The organism is Thalassotalea atypica, from assembly GCF_030295975.1.
In the GTDB taxonomy this organism is placed as follows: domain Bacteria; phylum Pseudomonadota; class Gammaproteobacteria; order Enterobacterales; family Alteromonadaceae; genus Thalassotalea_F; species Thalassotalea_F atypica.
The window spans coordinates 4184282-4201672 of sequence record NZ_AP027364.1; the positions used below are offsets into that span (position 1 = coordinate 4184282).

General features: G+C 38.4%; 14 protein-coding genes and 1 riboswitch. Of the genes, 6 read left to right on the top strand and 8 right to left on the bottom strand.

Features of this window, described 5'->3' with window-relative positions; all coding sequences use genetic code 11:
• Positions 1 to 26 precede the first annotated feature (26 nt).
• Both nrdG and nrdD read left to right on the top strand, forming a co-directional pair.
• Complete coding sequence (gene nrdG, locus QUE03_RS18760; protein WP_286263499.1) at positions 27 to 503, top strand: anaerobic ribonucleoside-triphosphate reductase activating protein; 477 nt, start codon at positions 27 to 29, stop codon at positions 501 to 503.
• Complete coding sequence (nrdD, locus tag QUE03_RS18765; RefSeq protein WP_286263500.1) at positions 490 to 2274, top strand: anaerobic ribonucleoside-triphosphate reductase; 1785 nt, start codon at positions 490 to 492, stop codon at positions 2272 to 2274. Before nrdG ends, nrdD begins: the two co-directional genes overlap by 14 nt.
• A 75-nt stretch (positions 2275 to 2349) precedes the next feature.
• On the opposite strand, the gene QUE03_RS18770 is transcribed toward nrdD, so the two are convergent.
• The 3 genes from QUE03_RS18770 to proB form a co-directional block, all read right to left on the bottom strand.
• Positions 2350 to 3591, bottom strand: coding sequence for a uracil-xanthine permease family protein (locus QUE03_RS18770; RefSeq protein ID WP_286263501.1), 1242 nt, complete (start codon positions 3589 to 3591; stop codon positions 2350 to 2352).
• A 309-nt stretch (positions 3592 to 3900) separates the two neighbouring features.
• Entirely contained in the window at positions 3901 to 5160 is a 1260-nt protein-coding gene (locus QUE03_RS18775) for a glutamate-5-semialdehyde dehydrogenase (RefSeq protein WP_286263502.1), read from the bottom strand.
• A complete protein-coding gene (gene proB / locus QUE03_RS18780; protein WP_286263503.1) occupies positions 5160 to 6272 on the bottom strand; it encodes a glutamate 5-kinase in 1113 nt (370 codons plus the stop codon). The genes QUE03_RS18775 and proB overlap by 1 nt, the downstream gene beginning before the upstream one ends.
• A 902-nt stretch (positions 6273 to 7174) precedes the next feature.
• Between proB and yihG the strand changes: the two genes are divergently transcribed.
• Positions 7175 to 8071: a 1-acylglycerol-3-phosphate O-acyltransferase, YihG family gene (yihG, locus tag QUE03_RS18785; protein ID WP_286263504.1), complete on the top strand. Its 897-nt coding sequence runs from the start codon at positions 7175 to 7177 to the stop codon at positions 8069 to 8071.
• 18 nt (positions 8072 to 8089) lie between these two features.
• Positions 8090 to 9328 (top strand): mechanosensitive ion channel family protein, encoded by a 1239-nt coding sequence (locus QUE03_RS18790; protein ID WP_286263505.1) that lies wholly within the window; start codon positions 8090 to 8092, stop codon positions 9326 to 9328.
• A 62-nt stretch (positions 9329 to 9390) separates the two neighbouring features.
• Here the strand turns inward: QUE03_RS18790 and tesB are convergent, their stop codons facing one another.
• Positions 9391 to 10248, bottom strand: a complete 858-nt coding sequence (gene tesB / locus QUE03_RS18795; RefSeq protein ID WP_286263506.1) for an acyl-CoA thioesterase II — start codon at positions 10246 to 10248, stop codon at positions 9391 to 9393.
• 250 nt (positions 10249 to 10498) lie between these two features.
• Between tesB and QUE03_RS18800 the strand changes: the two genes are divergently transcribed.
• Positions 10499 to 10753 carry a hypothetical protein gene (locus QUE03_RS18800; protein ID WP_286263507.1) on the top strand — a complete coding sequence of 85 codons (255 nt, stop codon included), beginning with the start codon at positions 10499 to 10501 and terminating at the stop codon, positions 10751 to 10753.
• A 51-nt stretch (positions 10754 to 10804) separates the two neighbouring features.
• On the opposite strand, the gene QUE03_RS18805 is transcribed toward QUE03_RS18800, so the two are convergent.
• The 3 genes from QUE03_RS18805 to QUE03_RS18815 form a co-directional block, all read right to left on the bottom strand.
• The gene (locus QUE03_RS18805) at positions 10805 to 11335 is read right to left on the bottom strand and encodes a hypothetical protein (protein ID WP_286263508.1); all 531 of its coding nucleotides are present in this window, start codon (positions 11333 to 11335) and stop codon (positions 10805 to 10807) included.
• A 28-nt stretch (positions 11336 to 11363) separates the two neighbouring features.
• Positions 11364 to 13196: a tetratricopeptide repeat protein gene (locus QUE03_RS18810; RefSeq protein WP_286263509.1), complete on the bottom strand. Its 1833-nt coding sequence runs from the start codon at positions 13194 to 13196 to the stop codon at positions 11364 to 11366.
• A gap of 133 nt (positions 13197 to 13329) precedes the next feature.
• Positions 13330 to 13412: riboswitch (cyclic di-GMP riboswitch) on the top strand.
• A gap of 148 nt (positions 13413 to 13560) precedes the next feature.
• Complete coding sequence (locus QUE03_RS18815; RefSeq protein ID WP_286263510.1) at positions 13561 to 15324, bottom strand: DUF885 domain-containing protein; 1764 nt, start codon at positions 15322 to 15324, stop codon at positions 13561 to 13563.
• A 538-nt stretch (positions 15325 to 15862) separates the two neighbouring features.
• Here QUE03_RS18815 and QUE03_RS18820 point away from each other — a divergent pair.
• Positions 15863 to 16870: a GGDEF domain-containing protein gene (locus tag QUE03_RS18820; RefSeq protein WP_286263513.1), complete on the top strand. Its 1008-nt coding sequence runs from the start codon at positions 15863 to 15865 to the stop codon at positions 16868 to 16870.
• Positions 16871 to 16872: 2 nt separating this feature from the next.
• On the opposite strand, the gene QUE03_RS18825 is transcribed toward QUE03_RS18820, so the two are convergent.
• Positions 16873 to 17328, bottom strand: coding sequence for a 2-thiouracil desulfurase family protein (locus QUE03_RS18825; RefSeq protein ID WP_286263516.1), 456 nt, complete (start codon positions 17326 to 17328; stop codon positions 16873 to 16875).
• Positions 17329 to 17391: the final 63 nt, after the last annotated feature.

The following is a 17391-nucleotide window of genomic DNA, read 5'->3' on the forward strand; positions in this document are numbered from 1 at the left end:
AACAAACACAACATATAGTGCCATATATGATTTTCAACACACTATTGCCCTCAATCGTATTTCAAGAAGTGCCCGGTGAAATCAGCTTGTGCTTTAGCATTACTGGCTGTGACATTGGCTGTAATGGCTGCCATAGCACAGAGCTGTGGAAAAAAGAAAACGGCACTTTCTTAAATGAAGAGACTTTCGAATACTGGTTAAACAAATATCAAAACTTGATCTCTTGTGTTGTTTTTTTTGGTGGCGAATGGCAGCCGAGTCAACTCATTAGTTTACTCTGCATAGCTCAATCTAGAGGTCTTAAAACTTGCCTTTATACTGGCAGAAAGTATATAGACTTATCCATTAGCCACCATTTAGATTTTCTTAAAACCGGAAAGTGGGATGCTGCATTAGGTGGTTTAGACAGCGACACAACAAATCAGGTTTTTATGAATGTAAAAACGGGCGAGACGCTCAATCATTTATTTAACTCTCAGGGAGTACAACATGCTGCAGCTTAGTGAACAACAAATCAATAATAAACTTCAGTTCATAGAACAATACTTTTCAGCCAGTAATGCCGCCGATGGCTCAAAGATGGACGCCAATGCCAATGTTACCCAAAAAAACATTGCAACGTTAGAAGCTGAGTTGCTTAAGGACTGTTTCATTCAAGTAAACCGTGGCTTAGTCAAAAATAAAATCAGTGAAGTATTTTCTGAAGAGTTGGCACAAGAATATGAACGTCAAATTCAAGATCACGAAATTTATGTTCATGACGAAACCAGCATTAAGCCTTATTGCACTTCTATCAGCATGTATCCATTCCTATTGGACGGTTTAACTAAGCTTGGTGGAGAGTCAAAAGCGCCTAAACATATAGAGTCATTTTGTGGTTCATTTGTGAACTTGATTTTTGCTATTTCTGCACAATTTGCAGGAGCGGTCGCATCGGTAGAATTTCTAACTTACTTTGATTATTTTGCTCGTAAAGATTATGGTGATGATTACTTAATTACGCATACTAAATTGATCGAAAACCACCTGCAGCATGTAGTTTACGCGATCAATCAGCCAGCGGCCGCAAGAGGCTATCAAAGTGTATTTTGGAACATCTCATTATTTGATCAGTTCTATTTTGATTCCATGTTCGAAAACTTTGTCTTCCCTGATTTTTCTAAAGCAAATTGGTCGACGGTTTCTTCACTGCAAAGCTTTTTCTTAACTTGGTTCAATCAAGAACGAGAAAAAGCGGTGCTGACATTCCCCGTAGTTACCGCAGCAATGCTGACGGAAAATGGCCAATGTAAAGATCTAGCGTTTGCTAAAAACCTCGCACAAGAAAAAGCAGAAGGTAGCTCATTCTTCATTTATATGTCAGAAAGTGCTGATTCACTTGCTTCGTGTTGTCGATTGCGTAATGAAATATCAGATAATACGTTCTCATACACATTAGGTGCTGGTGGTGTAGCCACTGGATCAATCAATGTTATCACCATCAACATGAATCGATTGATTCAGGACGGTCGTGACTTACAAGCTGAAATCGAAAAAATTCAAAAATACCAAGTCGCCTATCGCAAGTTAATGGAAGAATACTTGGCCAATGGCGCATTAAGTGTTTATGACGCCGGTTTTATTTCTCTTGATAAGCAGTTTTTAACTATTGGCATTAACGGTATGGCCGAAGCGGCTGAATATAAAGGCTTAACGGTTGGGAATAACGATGCATACAAAGCTTTTGTCAGCGAAAATTTGAAAGTGATTTACGACGCCAACAAGGTTGCAAAAGCAGAGTATGGTTACATGTTCAATACCGAGTTTGTTCCCGCAGAAAACTTAGGGGTAAAAAACGCTAAATGGGACAGAAAAGACGGTTATGAAGTAAAACGCGACTGCTACAATTCTTACTTTTATGTCGTAGAAGATGACAACATCAACTCAATGGATAAGTTCATTTTGCATGGACAAGAAATCACGCAATATTTAGACGGCGGCTCTGCATTACACTTAAACTTGGATGAGCCACTGAGCGCAGAAGCATATTTAAAGTTATTCAATGTCGCAGCAACGACAGGCTGTAACTACTTCTGTATTAATGTAAAAATCACCATTTGTAATGCATGTGAAGCTATTGATAAACGTACTCTCTCAAGCTGTAACAAGTGCGGAAGTGAAGACGTAGACCACGGTACACGCGTTATTGGTTACTTAAAGCGAGTCTCTTCGTTTAGTTCAGATCGACAAAAAGAACATGGCTTAAGGCATTACCACAAAAGCAACGTCGCATAATGCGCTAAATGCTCATTGGTTGAACCCAAAAAAAGCCGCTAAAGCGGCTTTTTTTATATATGACTATTCCTCTTTTTACTGAGCTGATTCTTCGACAGAGTGTTTAGGGCTCGGTAGTAATAGATTTAAAGCAATAGCAGATATAGCAGCTAGTGCAATACCTTTTAGTTGAAACACGCCAAAATCAAAATGCATTCCACCCAAGCCAAAGACTAAAGTAACGGCAACAATGGTCATATTTTTGCTATTGCCTAGATCAACTTGCGCATTAACCAGCGTTTTCATACCAATAACCGCAATAGTGCCGAACAACAACACCATAATGCCGCCCATGACAGGTACCGGCACCGTGCTAAGAATAGCGCCACTTTTACCAACAAAAGATAACGCGATCGCAAACACCGCAGTCCATGTCATGATCACAGGATTAAACGCCTTCGTTAATGCTACTGCCCCCGTTACTTCTGAATAGGTTGTATTCGGTGGGCCACCAAATAAAGCCGCAGAAGTTGTCGCTAATCCATCCCCTAATAATGTGCGCTTCAAACCTGGCTTATTAAGAAAATCTTTCCCGGTAACATTCGATATCGCCATAATATCACCAACATGTTCCACAGCCGGGGCAATAGCTACGGGCAAGATAAACAAAATGGCTTCCCAATGAAATTGCGGTGCGACAAAGTGAGGTATGGCGAACCAAGAAGCTGCAATCACAGGTGCAAAATCCACATATCCCAGTGTTAAGGCCACCATATAACCAACCAACAATCCCCCTAAAATAGGCACGAGCTTTAACATGCCTTTGGCTAAAAGTGAAATCGCGATAGTTGTACATAATGCAGACAATGAAATGATCAGTGCATGGGTTATATCGACCAACTGCATCGCCCCATCACCTGTTTTTCCTAACGCCATGTTAACGCCAACAGGCGCTAGATTTAACCCAATCACCATAATGACCGGTGCAACTACTACAGGAGGAAGTATTCTACTGATCGCTTGATTACCACGCCAAGCGACAACAAAACTCAACAGCACATACAATAAACCGGCAGCAATTAGCCCAGACATTGTCGCGGCAATACCCCAATTGGCGACACCAAAGCTAATCGGCGCAATAAAGGCAAAGGAAGAAGCTAAGAAAATTGGCACTTGTCGTTTAGTTACCAATTGAAAAACAAGGGTTCCCACACCGGCAGTAAATAGTGCAACGTTGGTATCCAATCCGGTCAGTAATGGCACAAGAACCAAGGCACCAAAAGCAACAAAGAGCATTTGTAAACCCAGCAATGGCGTCTTGAAATTAAACTGGTTCATTCGTTCTCATTCCTATTCATCAATTTTCAAACTATGAGGACTGTACCGATCGAACGCAAAACAGCCGGTACAGTTTATATGCTCATGGATGATATCACCCTAGAACAAATTACGCTGTAACCACCATTGTAGTTCAACTAGAAAACTTGCTTTGATTTGATCTGATGTAAGAAATGTCCCTGCACCACAACTTGCAGTCGACACTATGCTTTGTAAACTCGTATGTTTATGTTCACCTATGAGAGCAAATCATAAAACTCGTTTGCTCAAATGACTTATAAGTGAAGGTTCTTTTTGAATGCTAAGCAATTAATCTCTTACTTGCCCATCACCAAAAACAACGAATTTTTCAGTGGTCAATGAACTTAATCCCATTGGACCATAAGCATGCAATTTACTGGTGGAAATCCCAATTTCTGAACCTAACCCAAGTTGGCCACCATCTGAAAATCGCGATGATGCGTTAACCATCACCACAGAAGAGTTAATTTGACGAACAAATTGCTGACTTCTCGAGGTGTCTTGGCTAACAATCACTTCCGTATGATCAGACGTGTATTCGTTGATATGCTCAATAGCTTGTTCAAAACTATCAACCACGCGAATGGCAATCTCTTGCGCTAAATATTCCGCGTGAAAATCGTCATGCGTAGCTAATGTTGCCCCTGAAAAATACCCCTGACTGTGCTCACAGGCGTGAACAATGACTGCATTATTAGCTAACGCTTTTTCTGCCATTGGCAAGAACCTATCAGCGATATCTTGATGAACCAATAACGTTTCAATGGCATTACAGGCACTAGGGCGTTGTGTTTTACCATTAACTAAAATTGATACAGCTTTTTCTAAATCCGCAAATTTATCAATGAATAAATGACAAACACCTTTAAAGTGCTGGATCACTGGTATTTGACTGTGTTCCGTCACATAACGAATAAGCCCTTCACCGCCACGTGGGATCACTAAATCAATATAGTCACGCTGCTTTAATAGTTGTTCAATAACACTGCGACTAGTATCTGGAATTACAGACACCATGTTAAGGTTTAGATCGAACTCAGATAGCACTGAATGCAAACAATTTGCGATAGCAAGGTTTGAATTAATTGCTTCTGAGCCCCCACGTAATACTACCGCATTACCTGATTTAATACAGAGCGCTGCCGACTCAGCCGTTACATTCGGACGCGCTTCATAAATCATAGAAACAACGCCAAGAGGGATACGCATTTTCCCCACTTGAATGCCATTAGGACGTAGTGAAAGTTCTGCCATATGGCCAACAGGATCCGTTAAAGCCACTATCTCTCGAATTGCATTAGCGATGCCAGATATTCCATCATCATCAAGCTTTAGACGATCAAGCATCGCAATGGATAAACCTTTTTGCTCACCAGCGGTTAGATCCAAAGCGTTTTGTTCAATGATATGCTCTTTGTTCGTTTCAATGGCTGTGGCCATTGCCAACAACAAGCTATTTTTTTGTGTGGTATTTAACTGCGCCACTTCACGACTGGCAATTTTTGCCTGCTTTGCCATGTCTGTCATATCAAATGTTTGTACGGACATTATTTACTTCCTTCATTGACGAGTACCATATCATCGCGATGTATGATCACTTTGCTAGGGCAATATCCTAAAATGCCGTCGATGGCTTCACTTTGAAAACCTATGATTTGCCCAAGATTTTGAGAGCTGTATTGGCTGATGCCTTGTGCGATAATCTGATCAGACTCACTATCGACAATTTCTATCAGTTCTCCGGCAGCGAATGCCCCTGAGATTCTGCTGATCCCTGACGGTAATAACGACGCACCTTTTTGTAATAAAGCAGCAACTGCACCTTGATCTATCTTCACTTGGCCACAGCTTTTGAGTGTGTGTTTTAACCAATGTTTTTTAGCCCGAATTGCATTTTGTTGTGCGACAAAATGCGTTCCTGGGTTGCTACCATTTAATAAGCGATCAAATACGTCGCTACGTGTGCCATTGATAATGTAAGTTTCTATGCCGTTTTCAGTGGCCTTTTCAGCGGCTTGAATTTTCGTCTTCATGCCTCCTGTTGCCACATGATTGCGTGTTGTACCTGCCATCGCATATATGCTGTTATCAATTTTACCTATTTCTTTGAGCATTTTAGCATCAGGATTTACCCTAGGATCTTGTTCAAATACACCATCAATATCACTTAAAATAAGTAAACAATCTGCTTCACTGACCAGCGCAACCAATGCCGCCAAATTATCATTATCCCCAACTTTAAGCTCATCTGTTGCCACCGTATCGTTTTCATTGACGATGGGGATGATCTTATTCGCTAGCAGAATCCGAAGTGTATTTTTAATATTAATATATCGTTGACGGTCTTTTAAATCGCCATGTGTAATCAATAATTGAGAGCAAGGCTCATCAAAAAAACGCTGCCAGTTTGCCATCATTTTCATTTGGCCGACAGAAGCCATTGCTTGTTTCGTGGGGATAGAGGGGTTGGGTGAGCCGTGTTGTATTAAGGAGCGCCCCGCAGCAACGCTGCCAGAGGACACAAGAATAACTTCTTTTCCTGCGTTATGACACTGAGTGATAAAGCGCGCAATGGCCAAAAGGTACTTACCGCTGCACCCTTGTGTCGTTGGTGAAATTAGTGCACTACCTACTTTGATGACAACCCGTTGAAAATTCATGTCTCCCCCTAACATTAGACCCTGTCAGAATGACCTAAAAAAGCGCCCATGTACAATGCTCTTTGGCACTTTATTTAAACTAAAATGAAATTTATAATCACTTTAGGTAATAATTAGGCATAAATGTCTGTTTTTATAACTTTTGCATACAATATTCCTATTACGAAAATCATGGTAGAAGTCCATTAGTCGTATTTTTGTACTTACACAAGAGAGCGAGATATTGCGTTGACTCAGGTAAAACTATGATTGTAACTCGATATGCTGACTAATTTTCTTATCCTAACAATGAGATTTGGGCGTTTTATTACGATTTCCGGCGAAACAATACAAACCTTATTGAATCGATTAACAGATGTTTTTTCGAATTAAAATCAATTCCGACACTACCTAGGTGCGAAAAATCTAACAAAATTTCCCTTGATAGATAAGTTCACTGTTGGTTCAGATAAGATTTGCTATCAAGTTAACGAATAGGCAACAAAAAACAGATTAAGTGTACGAAAATAGACAAGTAAAAAATTAATTGTTTCAAATTTGTTCATCCATAAATGATACTAGCAGGCTACTACATACGTTGCATTAGCTAGTTTTCTCATTGATTTCATTTAATTAATAACTGGGTAAGTTTCTTTTATGCGTCCTTCAATGATAATTGATGTCAAAGGATTAAAACTGACTATTGATGACACTTAAGTAAAGTACCATTTAGTAGACCCTTTTGAGCAATATGGATAGTATAAGGAACCAAGAAGAGTTGGTAAAATTAGACTACTTGCCATTGAATTGACTCTTGAAATAGATAATATTTGACGACATAGAAATAATACTGATGAATCCCTAGTTATAACTCGATAAAATAGTTACAGATTAAAATTTAATTAAAAGAATGACTTCAATCTATGTTTAGCATGTTACCCGCACCAATTGTGGCCTCAATTTCCTTCTTATTATACGTAGTCAATACATTATTTTGGCTTGCCCCCATTATTATTGGTTCATTCCTTAAAGCCATCGTACCTCTTAAAGGCTGGCAGAAATTTTTTAGTTATTGGCTGGATCTAATGGCTAGCAACTGGGTTGCGGTAAACACATGCATTCAAAATGGCTTTACTCGCGTTGACTTTCAAGTAACGGGGCTCGAAAACTTAACCAAAGATCAATGGTACTTAGTCTTGAGTAATCATCAAAGCTGGGTAGATATACTTGTTCTTCAACGTTTATTGCACGGAAAAATCCCATTTTTAAAATTTTTTTTAAAAAAGGAACTTATTTATGTACCTTTTCTCGGCATCGCGTGGTGGGCCTTGGATTTTCCTTTTATGAAAAGATATAGCCAAAGCTTTTTGAAGAAAAATCCACACTTGATTGGTTCAGACATTGAAACCACGCGCAAAGCATGTGAAAAATTTAAACACAAGCCGGTTAGCGTAATGAATTTTATCGAAGGGACTCGTTACACGCCACAAAAACACTCTAAACAAAAATCCCCCTTTAAACACCTACTGCGTCCTAAAGCCGGTGGCATTGCTTTTGTATTGGACGCCATGGGAGAACACTTAACTAAAATAGTCAATGTGACCATTCACTATCCTGATGGCATTCCTGACTTTTTTGACTTTATTAGCGGTAAAGTCAAAACCATTGAAGTACGAGTTGAAACGCAAGATATCGATAGAGCCGTCATTGGTGATTACTTTAATGACAAAGCGTTTAAGCAGAATTTTCAACGTTGGGTAAATCAATTATGGTTAGACAAAGACGAAACCCTTGATAATATGGTTGATAATCAAAAATAGATACGGACAACAATTTTCGTGAATGATTTATTAATACAATTGCTGAATCAATTGGGCGTACCGCTACAATACCTTTCGTTAAGCAAAACACTTTCGGGCATTGTATTAATTTTATTGGCGTCCAGCATCAGCTATTACTTAGTTAAGCATCGTATTGTCGCGCTACTAAATAGCATTGTAACGCGTTCTAAAAATACGTGGGATGATCTGCTGATCAGCCACCAAATATTCACCCGTATTGCCGGCTTAACACCCAGTATTGTTATTTTATTTTTGGTGCCCCATTTACTTGAAGACGCAGTATCAATCAGTATCTTTTTAACCACCGCCGTGAAAGTTGTTATGGTATTTCAGGTTGCACATTGCCTTAGCGCACTGCTCAATGTAATTCAGAGTATCTATCAACAAAAAGAGACTGCGAAGTACTTGCCATTAAACGCCAGCATACAAGTGATTAAACTGATTATTTACTTAATTGCGACTATTTTAGCGATTTCATTTATTTTGGATCGCTCACCTATTTATTTGTTAAGTGGTTTAGGCGCACTGACCGCAGTGTTGCTATTGGTTTTTCAAGACACCATCAAAGGGCTAGTCGCGAGTATTCAAATTTCTGCGAATAAAATGCTAGCACCTGGCGACTGGGTTGAATTACCACAATACGGTGCCGATGGTGATGTGATAGAAATAGGCCTCAATACGGTTAAAATTCAAAACTTCGATAGAACGGTAACCACTGTACCAACTTATGCATTGATCAGTGGCTCATTCAAAAACTGGCGCGATATGTTTAAATCAAACGGCCGTCGCATAAAACGCTCAATTATCATTGATATAGGCAGTGTTTGCTTTTACCGAGCTGAAGATATTGAGCCGTTGAAAGAAATTAGGTTACTTAAGCCTTATCTTGAACAAAAACAACAAGAGTTAAATGAATACGCAGTGCAAAATCAACTCGCTACTGACGACAAATTAAACCATCGCCAGTTAACAAATATTGGAACATTTAGGGCATATATCGAAGCATATTTAAAAAGCCACGCTAAAGTACAACATCAGATGACTTGCATGGTCAGACAATTATCAGCCACAAGTACAGGCATACCATTAGAATTATATTTTTTCAGTAATGATCAGAACTGGGTTAATTACGAGGGAATACAAGCAGATATTTTTGATCACCTTTATGCAATGGCACCAAACTTCGGTGTACGCATTTTCCAGCATCCAACAGGTTTTGATTGGAATCGTAGTTAATAACGATTGAGTTAAATAAGGCTGAGTTTCAGCTGCCCAGCCTATTTCGATTTTATCCTGATTTAGCGCAACCTGATCACACCTTCTTGCATGGTTGAAGCAACTAGTTCACCCTGTCGATTAAATATTTGCCCTTTAACTAGCCCGCGACCGTTGGTAGCAGACGGGCTATCAATAGCATATAGCAACCAGTCATCAAATCTAAACGGGCGATGAAACCACATTGAATGATCTATGGTTGCGATTTGCATATTAGGTTGCCAGTGAGTTTGCCCGTGTTTAAACAGCGCGGTTGGCAGAAAGTGGAAATCTGATGTGTAAGCAAGCATATAGGTATGAATACGCTGATCATCTGGTAACTCGCCATTAGTTTTTATCCACATATGCAATTTGTCATCTGTTGCTTGTGGTTTTAGCCAATTGTACTGTTCAATTGGCTTTATCAAGATAGGCTTCTCAGCAAGAAATTTTTCTCGGGTATGCAAAGGAATAGCATCTTGGTGTTCAACAATAAAATCCTGATACGATGACACGCCGTCAGGTCCTTTCACTTTTGGCATTTGATCTTGATGATCAAATCCAGATTCTACGCCCTGAAAGGAAGCACTCATAAAAAATATTGTTTTGCCATTTTGAATAGCCTGAACACGTCGAGCACTAAAACTTTTCCCATTACGCAACTCTTCAACCTCGTACACTACAGGCTTTGATGCATCACCTGGACGAAGAAAATAAGAATGTAGCGAATGCACTTGTCGGTCTGGTTCAACTGTTTCTTGTGCGGCTGACAATGCCTGACCAAGTACTTGACCACCAAATAATGCCTTAAAGCCTAAATCTTGACTTTGTCCTCGATAAATTCCTTTTTCAATAGTTTCTAGTTTTAGTAATGACGATAAGTCATCTAATACTTTACTCATAATTTGTCACCATACTTTGTCGTAAGTTAATTATACGAAATCACAAACTAAATTTAACAATAAAAATCAAATAAATGCTGACACACGCCACGAAACAACTCCGTAATAATTTCAAAACAGTTTTACTTCAATTATTGTCATTTTTTATCAAGTTGCGTTAAATTCTTGTTGAATTTATAACCAAGTTTAGCTATGTTGGCTATAATGACATTAGGGTCATTATAATTTTAGTTGGGAAACTGAGGCATCAATGCAAGCATTATCAGAACGTGAAAGCCTTTTAGAGAGACGGCACAACGCTCAAGACTATTCTTTGCTTTGGGACAAACTGACGCTAGCTCAAAAATTTGCTGCAAGTAGCTTAACTCAATTCGGTTATGACTTGGCTTACTTAAGAAACAGCAATAGTGGCAGTGTGGCTATTCTATTATGTGATGGAAATGCGGCGACAATCACCGGGGATGGTGAAATAGATACAGCACCTAACGTTAAGATTCGAACATAAAAAAGCACCTTAAAGGTGCTTTTTTATTTATCAATGGTGTAAATTGAAATATTACGCCATTGTATTATTTTGCTTTTTTTCGATTGACTCAACTGTTTTATTTAAATCAATTAATAAAGCTTCTACTAGAGAAATAAAACCAATTAAATTATTGCTCGACCACATTTTTCTTATGTGTGCTTCTTTACCATTAATGTAGGTAACAAAACCATTATAAGAGCCAGGATTTAACCCTTCAAAACATTTTTCACTCATTGGTTTGAGTTGATCTTTTGACGATGAGCATGCTCTAAAAATAGCGCCATAATTATTAATTAGCGGAGCAATAAACTGAATTTGTTTTTCTAATTCAACCTTATTCGCCAATTTGCATTCTTGAATTAATTTCAAACGAAATTTTGCAAACTCTTCATGACGACTTGCTACTAAGGCCATTTTGTCGGCAATCGCTTTACTGTCTTTCTTAGATTGGGTAAATTCACGACGAATAACGCGGAGTTCTTGTTGTAATTTTTCAGCACGAAAATAGAAATAAATACTAACTAAAATGAAAATGACAACAAGAATTAATACAAAAATCATAAATACTCATTAATATTGAAAATAGTTACTAGGTTTCACTTAACCTAGACAGAAAAATATAAGGGTCTATATCCTGCACACTCGGTGCATCTAATGAATAACCTATATTAACTGAAAATTCACCTAAGTTGGCAAAAAATCTAACTTTTAATGCCTCAACCAGCTTTTCCATTTTTTCTTTTGATTCATCACAAGATTGGTGTGGAAACATCAATAAATATTCACCTTCATTTATTTGCCCTGCATAATCAAATTCACCAACATATTCATTGATTAGAGTCGCGAACGTTTTGGCAACTTCGTTAACTATTTTATTATTGTATTTAAAAACGATATCTGACCAATTTTTGATTTCGATATAACCAACACTTAGCGGAAACTCATATTTTCGTGCTTTTTTATAAACCCGATGATAAAGCTGCTTGGTTTCAACTGGCTTCATCAATACATGTTCGGGTCGTTCATTTTGGTCATAAGCAAAATTCAGTTTTTGCGAGCGAAACCTTAACCATTGAAACACTGAAATTAACATCAACAGCAAGCACAGACCCGTTAGCATAAGCACATGTTGACGCTGTCTGTATATTTCACCAGAGAATTTATTCTTATTTTCATTAATTTCTACCACTTTAAGAGCCTGAAATTTACTTTGTTGCTCCCGTTGAGGATGCGCTGTTTGTTTGCCAATTACAGCTTTTTTACTCATTGCCAGTTTTTCAGTAACGATATGCTGCTTTAAAAACCCTATTGCTTTTTGGGGTTGATTGTTTTGTTCATAGTAATTAGCGAGTAACTGATATAGAAGCGCAAGCCCTGGCGCAGCAGGTGTTACTTGTGCAATTTGTTCAGCTTGCAGTAGCAATGACGATGAAAATTGCTCTCTGCCTGTTGCTTGGCTTGCAACAACTAGATTAATCAAAGTATCCAAGTAGGGAGTATTTAAATTTTGTGCCTTAAATAGACTCTCAGCTTCAACTAATGACTTGAACGCTTTCTCATAACGTTGCTGCTTGATCATCACTTTTCCTAAGCCTAATTCTGCATACGCTACTCTGATCGGCAATTGAAACTGAATAGCGTAGTTTTTAGATTCCCAGAAGGCATTATAGGCATCATCAAGTTGAGCGTCCTTCAAATAAACTTGTGCAAGCTGTGCGTAGGTGCTTTCTATGCCCACCAACTTATTGGCTTCAAATCGTTTATCTAAAATTTTATCGTATAAGCTCAACGCTACTTCGCTGTTACCTAAATAACATTGAGATCTTGCCAATATTTCATAGAGTTCAATGTAATTAAATAGGGCTTCATTTGATTCAATGACCTTTTCTACCGCCAATAAGTCCTCTAAAGATTTGTCATGAGCGCCTAGAAATGCATTTGCCATGGCGCGATAAGCTAAGGCAATGACAGTGTATTCTTGATTATTTTCTCGCTCTGCGAGCGTAACAACTTCTTCTATGTACTCAACCAAAGCTTCGTATTCACTATTGTAGAAATACCCAGAAGCAAGGTTGAGTTTTAAATCCAATTTCACCTCAGAAGCGATGGGCTTATAAGTAAGGCCAAAACTGGCAAGTTGAAACGCCCGTGATGATTCCCCCTTGATTGATGCAATATCAGCAAGTAATGCATAGGTTTTTGCGAGCGTGTTGGGATCATAATCCAATCGATTGCGCACAACTTGTGTAGCAAGTTTTATCACAGCATCAAAAGGTAGCGCGAGTTTTTCCATTTGGTAAAATTGAGCAATTTTACCACTATTTGACTCTACGATTGATGGTTGTAACTGTGCATGGGATAGGCCAATAAATAGCAAGGACACTAATATTAGTGATTTTAGCCTGTCCGCCATTGTATTCATCAACCAAGACTTCCTATATCATTTGACTGGCAAATTGCTGCCACTTAGTAGAGTAGCTTAACGATTACTGCTCAAAGATAAAATAAATTTTACTTTTTTTTGCGATAAGTTATACTGCAGGTGAGCTACTAAAGCTCGTTAAAGGCAAATCTAGTGAAAGCTAGAGACGCAAAGTTACCGGTCTAAGGGGAAACCTAAGGCGGCGGAACTGCCAAATTTAGATATAGTGGGGGCTTGTCTATATTCAGCGACTTCCTAACGCCATTTCCCACGGTATTCTTTGCGTGTCTCCTTTAATTTTTTCAATAGATATAAAGTGTATAAGATGACGAAATTATCGTCATCTTTGCGTCTTTGATAACAACTATACATTCAGCTCTTTTTGTTTAGCCTTGATATAGTCACGAATGACTTGTTCCAACATTGACAGTGGCATTGAACCATTCTCTAAAATACGATCGTGAAACTCTCTAATGTCAAATTTCTCAGCTAACGCACTTTCCGCTTCTTGACGTAATCGCTTGATTGCCAATTCTCCCAATTTGTAAGATAGCGCTTGGGCAGGCCATGAAATATATCGGTCTATCTCCGTTTTAACATTATGAAGAGATAAAGCTGTATTACTTGCTAAATAATTCATCGCTCTCTCACGAGACCAACCCTTAGCGTGCATGCCCGTATCAACCACTAGTCGACAAGCTCGCCACATTTCATAGGTCAAACGACCAAAGTCACTATATGGGTCTTGATAAAACCCGGCTTCAACGCCTAAGTACTCTGAATATAATCCCCATCCTTCACCAAACGCGGAAATATATGTTCTGTTTCTAAATTTTGGAACATCCTTCATCTCACGAGCGATTGAACCTTGTAAATGATGCCCAGGTACTGCTTCATGTAAAGTTAAAGCTTCCAAAACATATAAAGGACGACGGTCTAATCGATATGTATTAACCCAATAATTGCCTGGCTGATCATCTCGTGATGGACCTGAATAACGACCTGTTGTGTACTTAGGGGCTATATTTGCAGGCACTTCAATAACGCCATAAGGGGTGCGTGGTAAGGTCTTAAATAAAGATGGCAGTTTTGCATCCATCTTTTTAGCGATAAATGAGGCTTCTTTTAGTAAATTTTCTGGCGTTGTCGCATAAAACTGAGGATCTGTTCGTAGAAATTCAACAAAATCAGCAAATGTGCCTTCAAACTCCAGTTTATCAATAATCGCCTCCATCTCTGCCCGAATACGTTTGACTTCAGCGAGCCCAATTCGATGGATTTCATCTGAAGTTAAGTTTAGTGTTGAATAATGTGCGACTCGATTTTCATAATATGAATTACCATTAGGTAAGGACGTTGCCGCTATATTCTGTCTAGCATTGGGTTTATAGCGTTTAATAAAAAACTCATAATAGCGCTTGTAGCTCGGTATCACTTTGTCCGCAATTGCTAACTTTGCTTCTTGTATTAGAGCCTCTTGCTTCCTTTGTGGAATATAGCTGGGCATTGACTTAAAGGGAGTAAAATAAACGCTTTGTGTAATATCTTCTTTAATAAATGCTGCAATAGAATCTTCAAACCCTTCCAGTACAACCTGCGGTTGTGTGCGACCTTCTTGTATTCCTTTTTCCATCCATGTTTGCTGTTGAGCAAAATATCGTGGAATCTGATTTAGTCGAGCAATGTAATCAATAAAGTCTTGCTCCGTTTTCATGTTTACCATGCCATTAATAAAACTGACGTAGGCATGAAAGCCTGATTCTGCCGTCAGTGGCATGTAATGTTCTTTGTTGATGTAACTGTCGAGTTGATTTTTGATTCTGTATTTTAAGATGGATAGGTCGATTAGTTTTGACTGAGGCAATGATGTCGTATTAACCGTCAATAATTGCTGATAGATAGCAGTTAATTTTTGGTGATCATCTGCCAACTTCTCTGGACTTAAATCTGGTAATTTCGCATTGTTACCACCAGGTTCTGGCAGATTAAATGGGCTCGCTAAGTCCTCAAATTGATGGTAGTTTTCAACTATCTCATCTAACTGCGTTTTGGTGCTATTTGGTGGATTTTGTGGTACATGGCTACAAGAACAAAGAAATAACAATAACGCTATACAGATTTTTCTCATTTTTAATCCTGAATTTAATATCTACCCTTGTATGGGCACGTTTATTAGCTCGTATTTGCTAGTCGAAGTGTAATAGCTGAGGTCAAACAAATTACCTCAAATTTATAATTTTTCCATTCCTTTATTATTCGCCACATTATGGGAAATTAGTTATACCATCCAAGCACATTCAACATTAATATTGGCAAAGCCTATCTTGTTATTACAACACCTGAGTTACAGGAAAGAAAATATTGCTATCATCGCTTTTCTACTACTTTTCCGTGCTACTGAAATACCTATCTATTACATCAAAACATATAGGCTGATAATTAGTTTGTTGTATTTAGTTTCAAAATAGAGCTTTTCCATTTTATCTCTAAGTACTTAATATGCAATATACAAAGTAACGATAGCGTTGTTTTCTATGAACAAAATACCATATTTGATTACTTTAAAACCGGTTAATCAATATTTTCGCCGCTTGGCTCTAGCAAAATGCTTATTTTTACTAGAGAATAGCTAGTAGATATCATTATAATTAAATAGGGTTGAATCATTGAAACATCATGATTCTGTTCAGCAAGCGAGTAATAAATTAGCGTTATCACTTGAAACGTTGAGTGATTGGCGACTGCCTGCTACACCGATTAATTATGCCGTGGCGTATGAGTACATTGTCGGCAAAAACGCTGCCTTGAATAAAGCCATAGATCATCACATCAAAGCCAATGGTAAGCCAGATAATTTTATTATTGAACAGCTCTATATCGATCACGTTGTTGGACAAAACAATTTTCGCGTAGATATTGTAGAAGATGTGGATGAGCTCTTATCCGAGATTCAAAAAGACTGCATGCAAACTTCCATGGCCACACAAAATGTGGTCGATTCAATGGATGAAGATATAGCGTGTATCGAATCAGGTACTCCTGATGAAATGAAGATGGCAGCATTGCGCTTAAGAAAGGCCTCTAAGACCCTGCGCCAACAGCAGCATAAATTTGCAGAGCAAATAATTTCGTCTCAACAAAAAACGAGCTCTTTGAAAAAAGAATTAGATGAAGCAAAAAAAGAGCTGTATTTTGACGCAATTACCGGCCTATATAATAAGAAAGCGCTGAGCAAGCATTTTGATGCCTGGATTGTAGACAACCCAAATCAGAAAATTGGCGCTTTAGTTATAGATATTGATCATTTTAGTCAATTCAGTGAGAAATTTGGTTCATTAATTGGTGATGTCATCCTGTCCAAGATCGCGGGTAAAATTAACCGTTACGTAGATGACAGTGGTTTACCTGTAAGAACTGGAAATCATGAATTTTTTATTCTATTGCCTGATGTAGAGCAATCCATTACAAGCGAGATTGCAGAGAAAATTCGACAAGGAGTTGAAAAAATAAGATTTATCAGTAGTAAATCAGGCATGCGATTACCGCAAATGACCATATCATTGGGTGTAACGGAATATAAACTCAATGAATCTCTTGAATCGTTAATTACACGCAGTAAAACGGCTTTGAAGCAAGCTCAGCTAACTGGCAGAAATACCGTTGCCGTAGCTTAGTGTTAATCTACTATTTTTATCAGCTCTCCTAAAGTAAGCTCTGAGTAAACCGTTATATCATTTTCTTTTAATAATCGGGCAGTAACCCCCATCCCGTTGATTTTTTGCTGATTAAAACTGCCATCATAAATCTGTTCACTACCACATGACGGGCTATATTCTTTGAGTAGCGCATACTTTATTCCATGCATTCGACAAAGTTGCAACGCATGTTTAGCACCATGTAAAAATGCATTTGTGACATCAACGCCCAAGTTGTCAACAATAAGAGATGATTTAGGTTGCAATTCAGCAGGAGCTCTGGGCGTAGGTAGACCGCCCGCCACCTCGGGACACACAGAAATAAGTCTTCCCTCTTTCCTCCACTTCAGCAGCCGTTGATGGTCAAGTGCTTTAACAACACCATCATATCTAACATTAGCGCCAAGAAAACAAGCGCTTACAAGAATTTTTTTCATAAAATTGTATTAACGAAAGGTGAAATAAATTGGTGAAATATTAACATTGACGACCTGAATTAA

What these genes read in the sequence shown, in the direction of transcription:
- QUE03_RS18805 (WP_286263508.1), bottom strand. Translation starts at nt 11,335, where the DNA reads ATGATTTTTGTATTAATTCTTGTTGTCATTTTCATTTTAGTTAGTATT.
- QUE03_RS18800 (WP_286263507.1), top strand. Translation starts at nt 10,499, where the DNA reads ATGCAAGCATTATCAGAACGTGAAAGCCTTTTAGAGAGACGGCACAAC.
- QUE03_RS18770 (WP_286263501.1), bottom strand. Translation starts at nt 3,591, where the DNA reads ATGAACCAGTTTAATTTCAAGACGCCATTGCTGGGTTTACAAATGCTC.
- proB (WP_286263503.1), bottom strand. Translation starts at nt 6,272, where the DNA reads ATGAATTTTCAACGGGTTGTCATCAAAGTAGGTAGTGCACTAATTTCA.
- tesB (WP_286263506.1), bottom strand. Translation starts at nt 10,248, where the DNA reads ATGAGTAAAGTATTAGATGACTTATCGTCATTACTAAAACTAGAAACT.
- nrdG (WP_286263499.1), top strand. Translation starts at nt 27, where the DNA reads ATGATTTTCAACACACTATTGCCCTCAATCGTATTTCAAGAAGTGCCC.
- yihG (WP_286263504.1), top strand. Translation starts at nt 7,175, where the DNA reads ATGTTTAGCATGTTACCCGCACCAATTGTGGCCTCAATTTCCTTCTTA.
- QUE03_RS18825 (WP_286263516.1), bottom strand. Translation starts at nt 17,328, where the DNA reads ATGAAAAAAATTCTTGTAAGCGCTTGTTTTCTTGGCGCTAATGTTAGA.
- QUE03_RS18775 (WP_286263502.1), bottom strand. Translation starts at nt 5,160, where the DNA reads ATGTCCGTACAAACATTTGATATGACAGACATGGCAAAGCAGGCAAAA.
- nrdD (WP_286263500.1), top strand. Translation starts at nt 490, where the DNA reads ATGCTGCAGCTTAGTGAACAACAAATCAATAATAAACTTCAGTTCATA.
- QUE03_RS18815 (WP_286263510.1), bottom strand. Translation starts at nt 15,324, where the DNA reads ATGAGAAAAATCTGTATAGCGTTATTGTTATTTCTTTGTTCTTGTAGC.
- QUE03_RS18810 (WP_286263509.1), bottom strand. Translation starts at nt 13,196, where the DNA reads ATGAATACAATGGCGGACAGGCTAAAATCACTAATATTAGTGTCCTTG.